Raw genomic sequence first — 17,090 nt, 5'->3', positions numbered from 1 at the left:
AAAGGAAGTAAAAACCTTTGTAAGATTATACCTTTCTAAAACTGCAAGCTAAATTCAGTTTGAATTGTGGGTTTTGAAACGACTGAAATACTTCCATCGTGTAATCTCATGATTTGTCGGGACAGGTTTAAACCAATACCCGACCCTTTCTCCTTGGTCGTAAAAAATGGTGTAAATATATTCTCAATTAAGTCTTCGGGTATGCCTTTTCCATTATCAGAAAGTTTGATAAGATTGACCGGGTTCGATTCATTAACTGACAAGCTGATCTGTTTGGATGCCATTCCCTCAAGAGCATGAATTGAATTTCGAACCAAATTAATGAGCACTTGTTCAATCAACTTCTCATCTGCAATAAGCTCTTGTGCCTCATCGTTCACCAACACTTCGAACACGATGCCTTCCGATTGACATTCCTCGCGAAACAACAGTTCTATATGCTCAAACAATTTAACGACCGAAAACAATTCGAAACGTGCTTTGGGCAATTGAGTTAAATTTTTGTATTCATCAACAAAAGAGATGAGTCCTTTACTACGCTTTCGAATAGTTTTTAAACCCAATACGGTATTCGATATTAAGTCTTCATTTAGTGGTCGCTGAAATGATTCCTCTTCATGACGCTCATACAAATCGATTAGACTACCAGAAAGCAAGGAAATTGGGCTCACCGAATTTATGATTTCATGGGTGAAAACACGAATCAGTTTGTTCATGGCTTCCATTTCTCCCTTGTCAATTTCATTTTTAATATCCTGAAAAGAAACTAGTTTAATAGAATCGTTTTCCAATCTAAAATCAACCGCTTTAACTGCAAGTTTTAGAAGTTGGCTCTCAAGCAAATAGTTTTGCAAATTCTGCTTATCAGTCTTCATCTTAAGCAAAAACTCAGGAAAACTTTCATCAATACAAGATAGTTCTGCAATATTCTGAAAATCATCAAGTTTAAAAAGTTCCTTAAAAGCCTTATTACACAAACGTATATTTCCCTTATGATCGAAGGCCAACAATCCAATACCAACCAATTGTATCGTATGCTGGAAAAAAACAAAATCCTTCTCCTTTTCTATCTTAACCTTCCCAAATGCATGAATAATCTGATTGAAACTCTTATGTAAGCTTTTAAAAGACTTGTCCTCTTTTTGCTGATTAAATACAAGCGTTGAATCTTGATATTGAAATGCATTGAAGAACTTTGATAAATCGCGATTGGTTTTGTTTATATAGTAAATCAGGTAAATAATTTGTATCACCCATAAAGCAATAAGACTGTAAGTTGTAACAATCATATAGGCCATGGGGCGTACGTATAAAAACAGTACTGGAGTGAGTGACAACAAAATAATTTGAATGACAATCGATACGTAGAACCTATTATAAATCATATTTTTTAATTTTGTCGTATAAAGTAGATCGGTTGATTCCTAGTTCCTTTGCAGCCAAACTCATGTTGCCACCCGTATATTTAATTGCCTGTTCGACCAAAAGCTTCTCGTTTTCAGTTAAATTGAAACTGTCTACTTTTCGTTTTGAACTCATAGCTCCCTCTCCTATTAAAATATCAGAAGCTCTTAGCTTTTCAGTATCGGAAAGAATCACCGATTTCTCGATAATATGTTGAAATTCTCGAATGTTTCCGGGCCAGGTATATTGAGCAAGTTTCTTTATAGCTGAGTTCTCAAAAAGCATGATCTTCTTTTGGTATAAACCAGCATACTTTTGTAGAAAGAAATCAGCCAAATCTGGAATATCATCTAACCTTTCGCGCAAAGGAGGTAAGTCAATCACAATCGTATTCAGCCTATAAAGTAAATCTTCACGAAAAGTACCCTCAGCAACCATCTCAAACAGATTGCTATTGGTTGCTGCAACAATACGCACATCAACAGCTACAGGTGAATTCCCACCAAGCGGAACGACTTGCTTGTTTTGAATGGCCGTTAACAACTTTGTTTGCAAATGAATAGGCACATTACCAATTTCGTCTAAAAATAGAGTTCCGCCAGATGCCAACTCAAATCTACCCATACGATCTTCTTTTGCATCGGTAAAAGCACCTTTTTTAGAACCAAACAATTCACTTTCGAACAAGCTCTCACTTAGGGCACCCAAATCAAGATGCACAAATACCTGATCTTTCCGCATCGATTTCAGATGAAGCTCCCTCGCAATCAGCTCTTTCCCCGTACCATTCTCTCCTATAAGTAAAACATTTGCTTCGGTTCGTGCTACCTTATCAAGAGTTCTAAACACTTCTTTCATAGCAGGGGACTTCCCTCTTACAAATTCACTGTTTTTATTTATCTGATGATTAATTTGCTTTTGCTTCTCTTTTAGCCCCTTTATTTCAAGTTTGGATAGGCGTAATTTATAGGCAGCTAAAAGAGTCGATAAAATTTTATTTTCATCCCATGATTTTTGAACAAAGTCAACAGCTCCTTCTTTCATTGCCTTTACAGCCAACTCAACATCACCATAAGCTGTAATCAAAACAACACAGGCATTGGAGTCGAATTCAATAATTCGTTTCAACCAATACAAACCCTCATTCCCCGAGTTTATACCTGCTTTAAAATTCATATCCAGCATGTAAACATCGTACACCTCATCCTCTAGCTTTGAAAGCAACTGATTCGGATTCTTAATGGTATCAATTTTTGAAAAGTGTGTATTGAGATACAACTTAAATGCAAAGAGAAGTTCCTCGTTATCATCTATTATTAAAAGCTTTCCTTTTCCAGACATCAATAATCAATTAAAGTTCCGTGGCAAAGTAATCATATTGTTGTAAATACCGACAGCTAGTGTTGGATAATCCAACACTAAAACACAAAACAAAATCACAACACGTTGTACAACAGAATATTTAAGATTATGGCATAGTATCTGCAATAAAACAAGAGAACATAAAAAAACATTAGAATGATAGTTGTAAAAGATCTAAGCAAAGTTTTCAGAACTGAAGAGCTTGAAACGTCGGCCTTAAATAAAGTAAATATTCACATACGAAAAGGTGAATTTGTTACTATAATGGGGCCTTCGGGCTGTGGGAAATCAACATTATTAAATATGATTGGTTTGCTTGATAAGCCTACTCAGGGAAGCTACATATTCAACGGTACCGATCTTTCTGATCAAAACGAAAAAAAGCTCACTCAATATAGGAGAGGCAATATTGGTTTTATTTTTCAAAGCTTTAACTTGATAGATGAATTAAATGTTTTTGAAAATGTAGAGCTACCTCTTATATATATGGGAGTCCCGACCGCGAAAAGAAAAATTGAAGTTGAAAAAGTGCTTAGTCGAATGAATATCTCGCATAGAGCTAAACATTATCCGCAACAACTTTCAGGAGGACAGCAACAAAGAGTTGCAATAGCAAGAGCTGTTGTTTCTCAACCTAAGCTCATTCTGGCCGATGAACCCACGGGAAATCTGGATTCAAAAAATGGAGCAGAAGTTATGCAACTACTCAATGAGTTAAATATGGAAGGGACGACCATTGTGATGGTAACCCACTCGTTTAAAGATTCGGAATATGCACAGCGCATCATTCAACTATACGATGGTACAATTATATCTGAAAACAATATAATATCGCAAAATAGAGAAGCAGTCGTCCTCGACTAGTAAAATATCTAGCAATCTTATTACATTTATTATCCCAAACAAAACAACAATATGTTTCTATACAAACTCAAACTCTCCTTTCGTAGTCTGGCAAAGGACAAACTCAACTCCATTATCAATATCTTCGGGCTTGCTGTTGGCATGGCCGCAGTTATTCTCATTTCCATATACGTGCAGCACGAACTGAGCTACGATAAATTCAACACAAAGCACGAACGCATTCACCATCTTATATCATTACTTAACGATACGGGTGATGAATTGCAACCCCTTGAAATTTGTACCCGCTTAACTTCTGAAAATTTTGCAAACCAGATACCCGAAATTGAAGAGATAACCCAACTCTACAGAAGTTATGGACAAAACGCAACAGTAGGAGATCAACATTTCAACGGAATACGTTGTCATTATGTCGACACTAACTTTCACAAGGTATTTACACTAGAGCCTATTTCTGGACAATCAGTCCATTTGTTTTCGAATCCCAATGGAGTTGTGATGAATGCCACAACTGCAAAAAAACTATTTGGAACAACGGATGCGGGTGGTAAAGAATTCGAGATGTTTGGCCGATTATTAAAAGTCAACTCTGTTGTTAAAGACTTGCCTCTTACATCTCATTACGATTTTGACGTCCTCTTACCTTTTACTGGCTTTTCATATCAAGCAAATCACAAAAGCATAGAATATCACACCTACATTCTACTTAAAGAAGGGATTAATGAGGCTGCAGCAATAAAAAAGATTGAGGCTAGCTATTCCAAACTACTTGATGATGCTTTTGGAGCATATGGCGAAAAAACAGGATCTTACTTACAAAAATTAACTGATATTCATTTAAAATCGGACTACACCCCCAGCCTTAAACCATCTGGTGATATAAAAGCAATATATATCCATATTCTACTGGCCTTTTTAATATTAGCCATTGCCATTGTTAATTTTATAAACATCACAACAGCCCACTATGATGATAAACTAAACCAAATAGGGATAAAGAAAGCCATTGGTGCAGAGCGAAATGATTTGATTAAAGATTTTTTAGGACGGACTCTATTAATGTCATCAATAGCACTGCTTTTTGGCATTATATTAGCAGAGGTGTTTTTATCCTCCTTTAGTAATTTAATGAGTAGAGAATTGAGTATTGAGTATTTATCGAATCCGATTCTCTACTGCGGTCTTCCTTCTATGACACTACTTGTCGGTCTACTTTCTGGTTTGTATCCTGCCTTTACTATTACTCGATACAAGCCAGCTGCCATAATTAAAGGTAATCTGCAAACGGGTAAAGGCAAAAATCTGCTGTCTCGAATCCTGCTTATTTTTCAATTTTCAACCTCCATTGTTTTGATTTCTGTTGTCATTATCTCACAACAACAAATCAACTATATGAAAAAAACAGATTTAGGCTTCGAACCTGAACATGTTATTGCAATAAACAACCTTAGTGGCGCACAAAGACAAGGCTATTCCACTATTAAACAAGAACTGATAAAGCTGCCTGAAATAAGCTCGGTTAGTGCGAGTTGTCATCTTCCTGGAGGTGGCACAAGCGGTCAAATGTTTCGCCTTTATGGTAGCGATGCTAAAAACACGAAGAATTGTAATGAATATCGTGTCAGACCCGATTACTTTAAAACACTGGGCATACAACTTATAGAAGGAAAGGAATTTGATGAAAGTCAGATTGAACATTGCAGAGGAATCATCTTGAATGAAGCAGCTGTTAAATACCTTGGAGTTGATGATCCTTTAGGCAAGTTAATCTGGTTTCATGAAGCAAAGTATGATATTCAAGCTGTTGTTAAAGATTTCCATTACGCCTCCTTGCACGAAAAGATAGCCCCTTTAATGTTTACCTGCTTCAAACGTAATGGAAATATGCAGTTTGTATTGCTTAAAGTAAAAACCAATGATATCAGTGCTTTAATATCGAAAGTAAAAGGGATCTTCACAAATATTGATCCTTCAAGAACGAATTACCACATATTTATCGATGATATGTGTCGTAATCGATATCAGCAGGAAGAAAGGTCACAAGCACTCACCACTTATTCGTCTGTACTATCCATTTTATTAGCACTACTTGGCCTATATGCGCTCACCTTATTTATCGTTCAAAAACGTACCAAAGAGATTGGTATTCGGAAAGTAAGCGGTGCAAGTGCATTACAAATAACAACATTATTCTTTTCCACCTATGCAAAATGGTTGACACTGTCCTTTATAATAGCCATCCCAATATCTTGGTATATTATGAATCAATGGCTGGAACAATATGCATACCGAACTCAAATCGGTGTTCTTCCGTTTCTATTTTCGGGATTACTAACCGCACTTTTTGCTTTACTCGTTGTAGGCATACAAACCTGGAAGGCTGCCAATCAAAATCCAGTGGATTCCCTAAGGAATGAATAATCTGGATGATTAGTTTTAATTTTTCAAAATAGAAAGAGAGCTTAACAAGCCTCTTAGTCAGAATATATTTTCACAATAATAAAACTCAGAACTCATATAGATGAAAAAGATTGTTTTAGTAATTGTATCAATTATTCTTTTCAATTGTTCGTTTGGGCAAAAAAATGAAAAACAAATTGAAATTAGTATTCCTGAAGTTTACGAACTTTCAAATGTTATCCTAGCAATAACGCCTTATGGATTAAAGGATGAATGGGAAGTACAAAAAGAAACGAAATATTACAAAGAGGTGATGGCTTATTTTATGCCATTCGCAAAGCATCCATTAATCGAGAAAGTAAACTATTCAAGAGAGAAATGGGACTATTATTTAAGTTTCAGAACAGATGCCTATTCGTTTATAATTGACACTAATGGAAACTTGTTTAAAAATAATGAATTTAGAGCACAAGATGATAGAATGGAATTTGAAGCTAATTTGGATTTGGCAAATGACTTTATGAAAGTTTCTAAATTTCGAGAATTTTATAAAAATCATAAAGAGTATTACAACACATTAATGTATGAATATTCTAAATCTCAGATGATTCCTGAGATGATATCTTTCTTAAAGAAGGAGTTTCCATTAAAAACAAATAGCTTAAAGCATAGTTTCAATATCGTAGCTTCTCCTTTAATTTGTAGAATGAATTGTCATGCTGATGTGAGTAATATCCCAACGGATTTTATTACAATTCCAGATCATATATTAAAAGGTAAGCCAGAAGATCGTCCAATGATTCAATACATAGCTCAAGGTATACATATGTTATTTACAGAATCAGATCATGGATTTGTTAATCCTACCACTGAAATATTTGGTGAAGAAGTTAAAGAAAAATTTGATGCTATTCAATGGGATAAGGAAAGTGGATATAGTGAATCTGAATTTGGAGTATTTAATGAATATATGACATGGGCAGTTTATGATATTTTCACACACAAATATTTTCCAGAGGTGGCAGATCAGGTTTGTTTGAAATGGGCTAAACAAAATGAATCTAGAGGTTTTATTCATAGTACAGCATTTAATGCAAAACTTGTTGAATTATATAATTCTAAGCAAGAAAATGAAACTATAAAGGATCTTTATCCTAAAATATTAAGATGGTGTTTAAAGAAAGGAAATAAAATCGCTAAATCTAAATAATACCGATTGGATAATCGGTGGGCTATCTTATCGCTTCGCTCAATCTTACCTCAATTAATTCCATTAACATTACTTCTATTCAATATTTGAATTTATATGTAAAAAAAAACCTTAGAAATTATTCTAAGGTTTTTTCACTTCCTCAACTTTCCACTTTCCATACTTTTTGTTCATAGGAAGACACTTTAAGCGGTTCGGACAAAATATAGCAAGTACAAAGGCTAATTTTAAAAAATATTTTGCTAATATTAACCTATTAAGCTCGACTTGAAAAGCACAGTGTACCAAACACACACTCCTCCTAGTAAAATCGCACACCATAAGCAATTTGAAAACCATTAGAATATGAGTAGCAAGATCTATAGTATCATTAGAGGAACAGGAAAATACATACCATCAAATAAGGTGAAAAATGAGGATTTCCTCACCACTGAATTCTATGACACCTATGGCAAAAAGAGTCCGAAATCAAATCAGGAAATAACCGAGAAGTTTGAAGATATAACCACCATTGCTGAGAGACGACATGTTACGAAAGATCTAGTGACATCTGACATTGCTTTCTTTGCAGCAGAAGACGCCATAGAAAGCTCTCAAATAAATAAGGAAGAGTTGGATTATATTATCGTCGCACACAACTTTGGTGATGTTAAACACGATAATAGAAGATCAGATCTTGTTCCCAGTTTGGCTGCACGTGTTAAGCATAAACTAGCAATTCAAAACCCTAACTGTGTTGCTTACGATTTACCATTCGGATGTCCAGGATGGTTACAAGCTACTATTCAGGCTGATTATTACATTAAGTCGGGCGATGCAAAACAGGTGTTAATTATAGGTGCTGATGTTTTATCTCGAATTTCTGATCCTAACGATAGAGACAGCATGCTTTATGCCGATGGTGCTGGTGCCGTAATTTTAGAAGCTAAGGAAAGTGAAAGCCCTATAGGTATATTAGCCCATGCTACTAGATCGGATACCTATCAATATTCTGAGATGTTATATATGGATAAATCTTTCAATCCTGATAGCGAGCATAAAGATGCCTTATTCTTGAAAATGAATGGTCGTAAATTATACCAGTATGCACTAACAACAGTTCCTCAGGCTATACAAACCGCTCTACTTAAGAGTAAAACGCCTCTTAGCGAGATTAAAAAGGTATTGATTCATCAAGCTAATGGAAAAATGGATGATGCCATATTAAAAAGATTATATGCGCTATATGATATAGATGAGTTACCAGAAGATATCATGCCAATGACCGTATCGTGGTTAGGGAATTCTTCTGTTGCAACCGTCCCTACTCTACTTGATCTTATTCTTAAGGATGAACTGAAACCTCACAAAATAAATAAGGGTGACAGCATTATCTTTGCATCAGTAGGTGCAGGAATGAATATCAATGCGATGGTCTATAAAATGTAGATATTTCTATTCAAAAAAATAAAATGGCGGCTTATTTCCTTAATCAGGTTATAAGCCGCCATTCTTTATTTATGAGTCTTTAAATGCTTCAACCAACTCCCTCAGATTCCAAATCTGTTTAAAAAAATTGACATAAAATAACAATGGGGAAATCTAATAATTTGATTTATCATATAGCATAAAAAAAGATAAATATTTTCATTATGTTTGAAAACCATAAAGTATGCTATTCATTTAAAAAAAACATAATGATCAAACACAAACTAAAAACAAGACTCTCTTTATTATTTTTATCCAGCATTCTCTTATCAAGCTGTGGTGTCATTATAGGTGGAAGTAAATACTATGCGCATGTTACAGTCGAAGATCATCCCTATGCAACTATCAAATACGACGGAAAAACAAAAGGAAACGGTCAAACGATTTTTTTAGCACCCAGAAAAAATGCCGCTTATTTTTCAATTACTGTAAAGGAACCTAACTGTGATGAACAAACATTCGACTTTACGGAAAGAAGTTTTCGTGGTTGGACACTTGCAGGAACCATAGTGACTTGGACAGGTGTTATTGGTGGAGTACCTGTGCCCTGGGGTTTAATTGTTGATGGTGCTTCTGGCTCTTTCTGGAAACCTAGCATTCATGAAAGTGGTGTTTCAAAGATTGACTATAAAAATTTTCACTACAGTCTTAATTACACGGGCTGCCCAGATAATTATAAAGCAACTCCAACTGAAATAATAATTAAATCTAAAGCAGAAAGACTGACTCAGCTTAAAAAACTATTAGACGAGGGCATACTAACTCAAGAAGAATTTGATGCTGAAAAGAAGAAAATTCTAGCTGAATAAAATCTTCAAACATCAATCATAAAATGGCGGCTTATTTCCTTAATCAGGTTATAAGCCGCCATTCTTTATTTATAAGTCTTTAAATGCTAATTCTAGCCATTCTCGCATATCATTTCGAGTCGTTTTCGATCTGATATTTCAATGGTTTTTCCATCTACAATAATCAGTTTGTCTTCCTTAAATTCTTTAATAACACGTGATAAACTCTCAACAGACATCACAGTGAGTTCTGCCAGGTCTTTTCTTGATAAAGCCAAGTTAAAACGTGGGCTTTGATAAATCCTATTCGACAGACATAGCAGTATTTCAGCCAATCTCCCGCTAGATTGTTTTTGAGTTAAGCAAAACAGGCGACTGTAAGATCGAATCGTATTCTCGTTCAAACGAGCTATCAGTTTAGCTGCAAAGCTAGCATTATGCTCCAATAAATTACTTAATGCCTTCATCTCGAACAGGCAAACTGTTGTTTCCTCGTAGGCGACAGCTGTGTAATGAAAGACATTTTTCCCAAATAAAGATTGCAAGCCAATCAAATAACCATCCTTTTCAATGGTCAAAATAATATTCTTTCCATTATTGCCTTCTATATAAAGTTTTACGAATCCACTCCGGATATAGATTACATGTGAGGCTAACATGCCTTGTTTACAAATGACTTCTCCCTTTTTAAAAGTGACTTCTAAGCGACCATTTTCAATCATTTCCAACTGAGAATTATTCAACTCTTTGAAACACTCAGACTTAGTTAAACAATTCTTGCAAGTGACTGATTTTTCGGGGATAGTCATAATATTTTGGGTTTAGGTTTTAAATCTACAGATCTAAATATATACAAATCTATCAAGATAAAACATGTTATATATCAATTTTTGGCATGTAATAGATCAAGTTTTTATACCAATCTACTCAAGTTTTTTATTGCATATTCCAAAAGCTGACTTGAGTTATTCCACTACAAATCACAAGTATATCTTCCAATAAAGCTCTAATATTACATTAAAGAAATTAATCTTTATTCAATAGCTTATTTAAAGACCAATTTCTTAAACACATTTTCTAATAGCAACTAACCAAAAACCTCAAAGCATATGAAGACAATAAAAGTCCTTCTATCCATCAGCCTAATGTCATTTTTATGGGGATGTAGTATGAAGAGTATTCCCGAAGAAAAAACTTATGAAAGTGTAGATGAAATGATAACAGAAGCACGATCCTTAACTGCAGATTTGAGCATAGACGAATTTCATGGGTTAATGAATAGTGATTCGGCTTATATACTTATTGATGTTCGCTTACCTGAAGAGCACAAAAAAGGCTTTATCCCTGGTTCAATTTCAATTCCACGTGGCGTTATCGAGTTTCGTATTGCCAGCGAAAAAGTTTGGGATGAAGAAGGTATGTACGTTCCTGAGAAAAACGAAATGCTTGTTTTGTATTGTAAGAAATCGAAACGAGGTGCCCTTGCAGCTCTTACTCTTAAACAACTCGGCTATAGCAATGTGAAAAACATGACAGGAGGCTGGACTGACTGGCATATCAAATACCCCGAAATTAAAGAAGATAAAATTGAGGCTGGTGCCCAAGTCAGTGCTGCTGCTGAAGAAGAAGATTCAGGAGGCTGCTAATAACTTAAAATTACAAAACCTAAATAATAAAAACCTAAATCCTTTTACAATGAAAAAGTTTACAAAATTTCTAGTCATTCTGGCTTTATTGCCGATGTTATTCCTTTCGTCTTGTAAAGAAGATGATGATGCAACAGGTGTTGATAATCCTGCCTTTGAAGCACTTCAAACTTACCTGGTTGATAACCAAATGGACTTGAACCAGGTTATTTCAACGACTGAAAATGGAAAATTTGCTACAAAAACACTTGCAGATAAGTATATTATTGATATCCGTTCAGCTGCTGATTTTACAACGGGTCATTTAGATGGTGCAGTAAACTCAACTTTAGGTAATATTCTAGAAACTGCAAAAGCTGCAAACAACCCTATACTAGTTGTTTGTTATACAGGACAAACTGCAGCTAGAGCGGTTGTTGCTTTACGTTTGAGTGGCTACCCAAAAGCAGCTTTGCTTAAGTGGGGTATGAGTGGTCAAGGTAATACTGGTCCTTGGGATAGCAATATTGGTGATGCAGCTAAAGATCATGCAAATTGGACAAATGATGCTCCAGTTAACCCATCAACTTATCCTGCTCCTGTTCTTTATACTACGGCTACTGAAGGTGCCGCAATTCTTAAAGAAAGAGTTCAAGCGATGTTGGAAAATACAGCATGGTCGGTTAAGAATCCTGATCTATTATCGACTCCTTCAAACTACCAGATCAATAATTATTTCTCAGAAGGCGACTGGAATGCTTTTGGTCACTTTAAAGGTGCTCACCGTTTAAACCCATTAACTTTAAATGGAAGTCAAGTATTCAATCTTGATCCAAATCAAACAATCGTAACTTATTGTTATACTGGACAAACTTCAAGTATTATTACAGCTTACCTACACGTATTAGGATACGATAAAGCAAAAAGTTTATTGTTCGGAATGAATGGTTTACAAAACACACATAGCCAGTGGATTGATAATGCTGCTATTACTGGAAACCAGTGGGTTCAAGGAGCTCACTAGAATCTTAAAGCACTTGAGAGTGATCATCACTCCTAAGTGCTTTTTAACACAAAAAAATCACTGACTAACCAAGGACTTTTCATCTCTAAAGAATATTCGATTAGATATTGAGCTCTGAATATATCCTCAACCTAACCTATCAAAAAATTACAAACATGAAAAATATACTACTCGCTATAATGGTCATCATGATGTTGCCAGTTGTAGCAAATGCACAGGGATGTGATGAACCTTCTGGTGAAGGTGTAAACGTATTCGGATTCTTCCAACCTAAATTCGAATACAACCAAAATGAAGGAATTGATGACAGCAATACATTTAACTTTAACAGAGCTCGAATAGGTGCTATGGGTAGTATCCCTTATGATTTCAGCTACTATATGGTACTTGAAACCAGTCCTAATAAGAATGATGGAACGCCTTATTTACTTGATGCCTTTGTAACTTATTCTCGTTACGATTTTGCAAGAGTGTCTTTTGGTTCATTCAAGTCTCCAATCTCTTTGGAATTGAATACGCCATGTCATAAGCTTCATACTATTAATCGTTCTAAAGTCGTAGAGCAGTTAGCAACACCTGATCGCGATCGTGGTTTTATGGTTTTAGGTGGTGCAGACTCAACCCTATTCCAATATAGCGTAGCTATTACAAATGGTACTGGTTTGTTCCAAAATGATGACAATAAAAGAAAAGACTATGCAGCGCGTTTAGTTGCTAACCCTCATAAAAATCTAAAAATTGGTGCCAGCTACAAGTTTGGTAAAGCAACAGCTGCTGTTGACGGTATGCCTGAAGATGAAAGAACTCGCTATGGTGCAGATATTCAATACAAGCAAGGCGCTTTCATGTTACAAGCTGAATATTTGTATGCTAAGGATGTTGGTTCTTATACTACTGGTGGTGGTTGCGGTGAGCCAATTGAAGTACATCAAGGTGATATCAAGAGAGATGGTATGTTCGTAATGGGTATGTATAAGTTCCAAAACAACCTTCAACCTGTTGTGAAATTTGAATATTTCGATTCAAGTAAAGATATTGATGGTAACACTGAGTACTGTACAACCTACGGTCTAAACTATTTCTTTAACGATTGGACAAAAGTTCAGGCTAACTACGTATACAGAGCCGAAAAGGAAAAAGAAATTGATAACGATATTTTCATGTTGCAAGTAACGGTTAAGTTTTAAAACGGGATGATTGGGAGTCGAAAGACTCCCTTTACTTGTACTTTATTAATCAAATTAAAATAGATAATTATGAAAAAATTGATATTGATGGTATTTGTTTGCTTCCTAGGGATGCAAATGACTTTCGCACAGGATATCATTTCTGTTAAAGAATTTTTGAAACTTAAAAGTGATCCGAATGTTGTTTTAGTCAGTGCAAGAAAACCTGCCGATTATAAAAAGGTTCATATTGCAGGAGCTATAAATATAAATCACAAAGACTTATACAAAGCTTCACCTAAAAGCACCCTAAAATCAAGTGCTGAGATCGCAAAGATCCTTGGTGAAAAAGGTATTAGCAACAACAATACAATCGTACTTTACGATAATGGCTCAGGAAAATATTCAGGTCGTATGTATTGGATATTAACCTATTTAGGAGCCAAAAATGTCAAATTATTAGATGGTCATATGAAAGCTTGGAGAATGGCTCGTAAGCCTGTGACCAAGAATCCTGCTAACAGAAAAGCAACAACATTTGCTGTAAACCTAAACAAAGGAGCAATTGCCTCTATCATTCAAGTTAAAAAAGCTTCAAGTAGTGCGACTTCAATTATCGTCGATGTTCGTGCAGCTGACGAATACAATGGTATTAAAGAATCAAAACTTCCAAAAGGTCACATCCCTTCAGCTATCAACCTTGAGTTTAAAAAGGTATTGACAACTAAGGGAAAGCTAAAATCCAAAGAAGAATTACAAGCTCTTTTCACTGCAGCTGGTATCACAAAAGATAAAGAAGTGATTCTTTATTGTGAATCAAGTGTACGTGCTGGTATTGTATATCTAGCCTTAACATCAGCTTTAGATTATCCAAATGTAAAAGTTTATGATGGTGCTTTGTTCGAATGGACAGCAAGCGAAATTGTACAAAAATAGACTCTAAGTTTTCATAAATCTGCTACCTTCTGGGCTTTCCAGAGGGTAACAGATTGAATTAAAAATATCGATCTGATGAGCAAGTCAAGAAGAGATTTTATAAAGATATCCGCATTGGGATTCGGAGGCTTGGTTTTAGCTAATCCAATTCTGAATGCCATGATTGGGCAGGTGAAAGCCGGTGAGCCCATGGATGCTTCCAAATTTAAACGTGTACCTACCTATTGTGAAGTGTGTTTCTGGAAATGTGCAGGCTGGGTACATAAGGATGAAAAAGGTGAACTTTGGAAAATAGAAGGTAATGAAGATGATCCGCATTGTAATGGACGTTTCTGTCCTAGAGGTACTGGTGGTCTTGGCATGTACAATGATGAAGATCGATTAAAATCGCCATTAATGCGTGTAGAAGTTGATGGCAAACAGACTTTCAAAGAAGTCAGTTGGGATGAAGCATTCCGATTTATTGCTGACAAAATGAATCAGGTTTCCGAAGAACATGGTCCTGAAAGTATGGCCTTATTCAAACACGGTTCTGGTGGTGCACATTTCGGTAAACTATTCAAAGCATTCGGTTCCAGAAACATTACCGCTCCCTCCTATGCCCAGTGTCGCGGTCCTCGCGAGGTTGGCTTCCATGCAACCTTTGGTGCTAACATCAACTCCCCGGAACCTGTCGATTTGGAAAATACCAAATGCCTGGTTCTAATTGGTAACCATATAGGTGAGAACATGCACAACTCTCATGTTCAGGAAATGTCTAAAGCCATTGATAAGGGCTTAAAAATAATCACTGTTGATCCTCGATTATCAACCGCAGCCAGTAAATCGAAATATTGGCTCCCTATTAAACCTGCAACCGATATTGCTCTATTATTAGCATGGATGCATGTTTTAGTCACAGAGAAATTATACGATAAAGCATATATCGATCAGTACGCATATGGTTTCGAAGATCTTGAAGCACATATAGCTGATAAAACCCCGGAATGGGCTGAAGAAATTACAACGATTAAAGCCGATGTGATCAGAGAAACAGCTAGAGAGATGGCTTTTAATGCTCCAGCTACACTTATTCATCCAGGACGTCATGTGACTTGGTATGGTGATGATACACAACGCTTACGCGCGATGGCAATGCTAAATGCTTTACTTGGATCATGGGGCCGTAAAGGCGGTTTCTATTTCCCTGAAAAAGCCAAAGTGCCTTCATTCCCTCATCCAGCCTTCCCATCTGTTTCGTGGACATGGAAAGATTATCTTGATGGAAAATACACACTAGCAGGTTCATCAATCGCAAATGTATTTGTCGATGCGACTCATCCTGACAATAAAACAGATAAAAAAATTAAAGGTTGGTTCGTCGTTGGTACAAATCTGATATCAACTATTCCAAACACCAAACGAACTATTGAAGCTATAGATAATCTAGACCTTTTTGTAGTGGTGGATACCATGCCAATGGAGATTACAGGCTATGCCGATATTATTCTCCCTGAATGTACTTACCTGGAGCGTTACGATGATATTCGTGTTTCTCCAAACCGAGAGCCAAACATAGCCGTACGAATGCCGGCAGCAAAACCCAAATACTTGACGAAACCATCAGATTGGATCGTTCGTAAGTTGGCCGAAAAGCTAAAACTGAGTTCTTATTTCAACTATAAGAGCTATTCTGAAGTTCTAGATTGGCAACTGAAACAAATGGGACACTCATTGGCTGAAATGCAAGAGAAGGGTGTTATTAAATTCAAGCGAAAGCATGAAAATCTATATCTTGAAGAGGGTGAAGAGTACGAATTCGGAACACCTACAGGTATGATTGAACTCTACTCAACTGACCTGGAAATGGAAGGTTTTGATCCACTACCAAACTACACACCTCATCCTGAACCACCAGCAGGTTTCTTCAGGCTCAACTACGGACGTGCACCTATGCACACTTTTGGCCGTACGGCTAATAATCCAAACCTGAATGAGCTGATGAGCGAAAATAAGCTTTGGGTAAATCCTATAATCGCCATGCAAGCAGGTATCGTAAATAATCAGGAAGTCTGGCTTGAAAATCAAGATGGTATAAAATCAGAATTCCCTATCAAAGTAAGAGTTACCGAACGTATTGGCATGGATAATGTGTACATGGTTCATGGATTTGGGAAATCAAACAAGAAACTTAATCGTTCAAATGGACGAGGGATTAGTGATTCTCAACTCGTAACCAACGTAATGATCGATCCAGTAATGGGTGGAACAGGAATGCGTGGAAATTTTGTGAAATTTATAATTGACAAGCCAGAAAGGGAGGTTATCTCATGAGATATGCAATGCTAATTGATACGAAAAAATGTGTAGGCTGTAGCGACTGTGTTGTTGCCTGCCAAAATGAAAACCGCGTACCTATCGGTTATTGTCGCGATTGGGTTATTGAAACTGCCAAAGGCACTTTCCCCAATGTGAGCATCGAATTACGCTCAGAACGATGTAACCATTGTGAGAACTCACCTTGCGTACGTTGCTGCCCAACTGGAGCGAGTCACTACGAGAATGGTGGATTAGTCATGGTGGATCGATCGAAATGTATTGGTTGTGGTGCTTGTGTACAATCATGTCCTTACAATGCTCGATACTCTCATCCTGATGGCTTTGTTGATAAATGTAGCTTCTGTAATCATCGCCTAAAGGAAGGTAAGAAGCCTTCATGTGTTTCTGTTTGTCCAACAAATTGCATGTATTTTGGTGATATAGAAGATGAACAATCTCAGGTTAGTCAACTTCTTAAAAACCGAACGTGGAAAGTCCTTGCTCCAGAAGTTGGAACAAAGCCACAGGTTTACTACCTGACTTAAA

Annotated in this window: 14 protein-coding genes; 11 read left to right on the top strand and 3 right to left on the bottom strand. The window is 36.3% G+C overall.

The genetic code is table 11. From position 1 onward, the window contains the following. Nucleotides 1-35: 35 nt before the first annotated feature. Both ACXR6G_RS08400 and ACXR6G_RS08395 read right to left on the bottom strand, forming a co-directional pair. Complete coding sequence (locus ACXR6G_RS08400; RefSeq protein ID WP_458360970.1) at nucleotides 36-1,385, bottom strand: sensor histidine kinase; 1,350 nt, start codon at nucleotides 1,383-1,385, stop codon at nucleotides 36-38. Beyond that, nucleotides 1,375-2,745: a sigma-54-dependent transcriptional regulator gene (locus ACXR6G_RS08395; protein WP_458360969.1), complete on the bottom strand. Its 1,371-nt coding sequence runs from the start codon at nucleotides 2,743-2,745 to the stop codon at nucleotides 1,375-1,377. The genes ACXR6G_RS08400 and ACXR6G_RS08395 overlap by 11 nt, the downstream gene beginning before the upstream one ends. A gap of 177 nt (nucleotides 2,746-2,922) precedes the next feature. Here ACXR6G_RS08395 and ACXR6G_RS08390 point away from each other — a divergent pair, with 177 nt between their 5' ends. The 5 genes from ACXR6G_RS08390 to ACXR6G_RS08370 all read left to right on the top strand — a co-directional run bounded on the left by ACXR6G_RS08390 (nucleotide 2,923) and on the right by ACXR6G_RS08370 (nucleotide 9,516). Next, nucleotides 2,923-3,630 carry an ABC transporter ATP-binding protein gene (locus tag ACXR6G_RS08390; protein WP_458360968.1) on the top strand — a complete coding sequence of 236 codons (708 nt, stop codon included), beginning with the start codon at nucleotides 2,923-2,925 and terminating at the stop codon, nucleotides 3,628-3,630. A 51-nt stretch (nucleotides 3,631-3,681) separates the two neighbouring features. Further along, complete coding sequence (locus ACXR6G_RS08385) at nucleotides 3,682-6,051, top strand: FtsX-like permease family protein (RefSeq protein WP_458360967.1); 2,370 nt, start codon at nucleotides 3,682-3,684, stop codon at nucleotides 6,049-6,051. 100 nt (nucleotides 6,052-6,151) lie between these two features. Beyond that, complete coding sequence (locus ACXR6G_RS08380; RefSeq protein WP_458360966.1) at nucleotides 6,152-7,240, top strand: DUF4932 domain-containing protein; 1,089 nt, start codon at nucleotides 6,152-6,154, stop codon at nucleotides 7,238-7,240. A 345-nt stretch (nucleotides 7,241-7,585) separates the two neighbouring features. Then, the gene (locus ACXR6G_RS08375) at nucleotides 7,586-8,668 is read left to right on the top strand and encodes a 3-oxoacyl-ACP synthase III family protein (protein ID WP_458360965.1); all 1,083 of its coding nucleotides are present in this window, start codon (nucleotides 7,586-7,588) and stop codon (nucleotides 8,666-8,668) included. A gap of 248 nt (nucleotides 8,669-8,916) precedes the next feature. After that, nucleotides 8,917-9,516: an SHOCT domain-containing protein gene (locus tag ACXR6G_RS08370; protein ID WP_458360964.1), complete on the top strand. Its 600-nt coding sequence runs from the start codon at nucleotides 8,917-8,919 to the stop codon at nucleotides 9,514-9,516. A 92-nt stretch (nucleotides 9,517-9,608) separates the two neighbouring features. On the opposite strand, the gene ACXR6G_RS08365 is transcribed toward ACXR6G_RS08370, so the two are convergent. Beyond that, nucleotides 9,609-10,304, bottom strand: coding sequence for a Crp/Fnr family transcriptional regulator (locus ACXR6G_RS08365; RefSeq protein WP_458360963.1), 696 nt, complete (start codon nucleotides 10,302-10,304; stop codon nucleotides 9,609-9,611). A 300-nt stretch (nucleotides 10,305-10,604) separates the two neighbouring features. Here ACXR6G_RS08365 and ACXR6G_RS08360 point away from each other — a divergent pair, with 300 nt between their 5' ends. From ACXR6G_RS08360 to ACXR6G_RS08335, 6 genes are all read left to right on the top strand, one after another. Beyond that, nucleotides 10,605-11,141: a rhodanese-like domain-containing protein gene (locus ACXR6G_RS08360; protein WP_458360962.1), complete on the top strand. Its 537-nt coding sequence runs from the start codon at nucleotides 10,605-10,607 to the stop codon at nucleotides 11,139-11,141. 49 nt (nucleotides 11,142-11,190) lie between these two features. Next, entirely contained in the window at nucleotides 11,191-12,144 is a 954-nt protein-coding gene (locus ACXR6G_RS08355; RefSeq protein ID WP_458360961.1) for a rhodanese-like domain-containing protein, read from the top strand. 155 nt (nucleotides 12,145-12,299) lie between these two features. Then, the gene (locus ACXR6G_RS08350; protein WP_458360960.1) at nucleotides 12,300-13,331 is read left to right on the top strand and encodes a porin; all 1,032 of its coding nucleotides are present in this window, start codon (nucleotides 12,300-12,302) and stop codon (nucleotides 13,329-13,331) included. A 69-nt stretch (nucleotides 13,332-13,400) separates the two neighbouring features. After that, on the top strand, nucleotides 13,401-14,246 hold the full coding sequence (locus ACXR6G_RS08345) for a sulfurtransferase (RefSeq protein WP_458360959.1): 846 nt from the start codon (nucleotides 13,401-13,403) through the stop codon (nucleotides 14,244-14,246). Between the two features lie 75 nt (nucleotides 14,247-14,321). Continuing rightward, on the top strand, nucleotides 14,322-16,559 hold the full coding sequence (locus ACXR6G_RS08340) for a molybdopterin-containing oxidoreductase family protein (protein WP_458360958.1): 2,238 nt from the start codon (nucleotides 14,322-14,324) through the stop codon (nucleotides 16,557-16,559). Beyond that, the gene (locus ACXR6G_RS08335) at nucleotides 16,556-17,089 is read left to right on the top strand and encodes a 4Fe-4S dicluster domain-containing protein (RefSeq protein ID WP_458360957.1); all 534 of its coding nucleotides are present in this window, start codon (nucleotides 16,556-16,558) and stop codon (nucleotides 17,087-17,089) included. Before ACXR6G_RS08340 ends, ACXR6G_RS08335 begins: the two co-directional genes overlap by 4 nt. Nucleotide 17,090: the final 1 nt, after the last annotated feature.

Source organism: Ancylomarina sp. YFZ004 (assembly GCF_054254355.1).
This window is presented reverse-complemented; position numbering and strand designations above follow the sequence as displayed.

Bases quoted from the DNA above. Each gene is read 5' to 3' on its own strand.
- ACXR6G_RS08375 (WP_458360965.1), top strand. From the start codon at position 7,586: ATGAGTAGCAAGATCTATAGTATCATTAGAGGAACAGGAAAATACATA.
- ACXR6G_RS08360 (WP_458360962.1), top strand. From the start codon at position 10,605: ATGAAGACAATAAAAGTCCTTCTATCCATCAGCCTAATGTCATTTTTA.
- ACXR6G_RS08335 (WP_458360957.1), top strand. From the start codon at position 16,556: ATGAGATATGCAATGCTAATTGATACGAAAAAATGTGTAGGCTGTAGC.
- ACXR6G_RS08390 (WP_458360968.1), top strand. From the start codon at position 2,923: ATGATAGTTGTAAAAGATCTAAGCAAAGTTTTCAGAACTGAAGAGCTT.
- ACXR6G_RS08340 (WP_458360958.1), top strand. From the start codon at position 14,322: ATGAGCAAGTCAAGAAGAGATTTTATAAAGATATCCGCATTGGGATTC.
- ACXR6G_RS08365 (WP_458360963.1), bottom strand. From the start codon at position 10,304: ATGACTATCCCCGAAAAATCAGTCACTTGCAAGAATTGTTTAACTAAG.
- ACXR6G_RS08355 (WP_458360961.1), top strand. From the start codon at position 11,191: ATGAAAAAGTTTACAAAATTTCTAGTCATTCTGGCTTTATTGCCGATG.
- ACXR6G_RS08345 (WP_458360959.1), top strand. From the start codon at position 13,401: ATGAAAAAATTGATATTGATGGTATTTGTTTGCTTCCTAGGGATGCAA.
- ACXR6G_RS08385 (WP_458360967.1), top strand. From the start codon at position 3,682: ATGTTTCTATACAAACTCAAACTCTCCTTTCGTAGTCTGGCAAAGGAC.
- ACXR6G_RS08370 (WP_458360964.1), top strand. From the start codon at position 8,917: ATGATCAAACACAAACTAAAAACAAGACTCTCTTTATTATTTTTATCC.
- ACXR6G_RS08380 (WP_458360966.1), top strand. From the start codon at position 6,152: ATGAAAAAGATTGTTTTAGTAATTGTATCAATTATTCTTTTCAATTGT.
- ACXR6G_RS08400 (WP_458360970.1), bottom strand. From the start codon at position 1,385: ATGATTTATAATAGGTTCTACGTATCGATTGTCATTCAAATTATTTTG.
- ACXR6G_RS08395 (WP_458360969.1), bottom strand. From the start codon at position 2,745: ATGTCTGGAAAAGGAAAGCTTTTAATAATAGATGATAACGAGGAACTT.
- ACXR6G_RS08350 (WP_458360960.1), top strand. From the start codon at position 12,300: ATGAAAAATATACTACTCGCTATAATGGTCATCATGATGTTGCCAGTT.